Source organism: Phenylobacterium sp., assembly GCF_031412415.1.
Lineage (GTDB): Bacteria > Pseudomonadota > Alphaproteobacteria > Caulobacterales > Caulobacteraceae > Phenylobacterium.
In genome coordinates this window covers 1-1,782 of record NZ_JANOCX010000401.1, presented here as the reverse complement: position 1 = coordinate 1,782, position 1,782 = coordinate 1, and the positions used below count along the sequence as shown (strand labels likewise).

Sequence of the window (1,782 nt, the reverse complement as noted above, 5' to 3'; positions counted from 1 at the left end):
TCCGCGAGACCCAGACGGCGACCTTGCTGGCGGAACTGGCCGGCGGCGACCTGGACGCGGTGATCGCCGCCCTGCCCCTGGTGGGTGAGGGGATTGAGACCAGCGCCCTGTTCGAGGACCCCTTTCTGCTGGCCAGCCCGGCGGGCGATCCGGTGGCGGCGACCTCACCCCGCGACCTGCCGGCCGATCGGCTGCTGCTGCTGGAGGAGGGCCACTGCCTGCGCGACCAGACCCTGGGCGCCTGCGAGATCAGCGACCTCTCCACCTTCGGGGCGACCTCGCTCACCACCCTGGTGCAGCTCGTGGCTCACGGCCAGGGGGTGACCCTGCTGCCGCAGATGGCGTGCGACGATCTCGCCGATCCGCGCATCGCCCTGTCGCGTTTCGCCGATCCCCAGCCCAGCCGCACCATCGCGCTCGCCTGGCGCGCCGGCTCGCCGCGCAAGCGCCAGCTCAAGGCGCTCGCCGCGCGGATCATCGGGCAGACGCCGCCGTGAGCGACTGGCTGACGGACTTCATCGCGGCGGAGTCCTTGCCGCCCGATTTCGCCCAGACCGCCCGCGCCATCTGCCATCCGCTGGCCGACAAGATCGCCGCGGCGGCGGTCGCGACCCCCGGCCTGCTCGTGGGAATCTGCGGACCACAGGCCAGCGGCAAGTCGACCCTGACGGCGGTCACCCGGCGGATGCTGGAGGAAGGGGGACTGACGGTCGCCCTGTTCTCCCTGGACGATCTCTACCTCAGCCATGCCGAGCGTCAGGCCCTGGGCCGCGACGTCCACCCCTTGCTCGCGACCCGAGGCGTGCCCGGGACGCATGACGTGGCGCTTGGTCTCGCCTTGATCGAGGCCTTGAAGGGACCGGGCGAGACCGGGCTGCCGTCCTTCGACAAGGCCCGCGACGACCGTCGGGCTCAAGCCGAGTGGCCACGGTTCCAAGGACCCGCCGACGTGATCCTGTTCGAGGGCTGGTGCGTCGGAGCCAGGGCGCTAGAACCCGGAGCGCTGACTGATCCTGTCAACGATCTGGAACGCCGACACGATCCTCGCGGCGCGTGGCGCGGCTTCGTCAACGCCGCTCTCGCCGGACCGTATGGTGAGCTGTTCGGCCGCATCGACCTGCAGGTCCTGCTACGCGCGCCGGGGTTCGAGGTCGTACTCGACTGGCGGCGCGAACAGGAGCGCAAGCTGCGCGAGCGTCTGGCGCGAGAGGGCGGCGACGCCGGCCGGACGATGAGCGACGAGCAGGTCGACGAGTTCATCGCCCATTACGAGCGGCTGACCCGCTGGATCCTGGAAGAGATGCCAAGGCGGGCCGACATCGTCATCGACTTGGACGCCGTGCGGCGTCCAGCGGCCCCATAGGATCAGGCCGCTGGGGGAGCCGGCGGACCGTTCAGCACTTCGGTCAGGTGCTGGCGCAGGGCCGGGTCCTTGCTGACCGCGGCCGAGATATCGTTGTACTTCTGCGGCGTCAGGCCGCTGGCGGAGACCGCCGCGCCCATCTTGGCGATCATTTCCTTTTGGACGGCGATCTTGGTGGGGCCGTCGGCGCCGACCATCTTGGGGCTGTACTCGGCGTTGAGCTTGGCGACCTCGGTCATGGCCGCCCCGAAGGCCTTCAATTCGTCGTCGGTGAAGCCGCCGGGCGCGGGCGCCGTGGGCGCCGCCGGTGCGGGGGCCGGCGTCTGGGCCTGCGCGACGGCGCTGAAGGAGAGAGCGGCGAAGAGGCCGGCGGCCAGAATGGAAGTCCGCATCGGTCGAGATCCTGTGGTGTGGGGAAC

The 1,782-nt window shown here is 70.7% G+C and carries 3 protein-coding genes; 2 read left to right on the top strand and 1 reads right to left on the bottom strand.

Features of this window, described 5'->3' with window-relative positions:
- Window positions 1-497 (top strand): LysR substrate-binding domain-containing protein (locus RMO04_RS18880; protein ID WP_309646313.1); only part of this gene is annotated, 497 nt, incomplete at its 5' end.
- Window positions 494-1,363, top strand: coding sequence for a kinase (locus tag RMO04_RS18875; protein WP_309646312.1), 870 nt, complete (start codon window positions 494-496; stop codon window positions 1,361-1,363). The genes RMO04_RS18880 and RMO04_RS18875, both read left to right, overlap by 4 nt.
- 2 nt (window positions 1,364-1,365) lie before the next feature.
- On the opposite strand, the gene RMO04_RS18870 is transcribed toward RMO04_RS18875, so the two are convergent.
- The gene (locus tag RMO04_RS18870; RefSeq protein WP_309646311.1) at window positions 1,366-1,755 is read right to left on the bottom strand and encodes a DUF4168 domain-containing protein; all 390 of its coding nucleotides are present in this window, start codon (window positions 1,753-1,755) and stop codon (window positions 1,366-1,368) included.
- Window positions 1,756-1,782 lie beyond the last annotated feature (27 nt).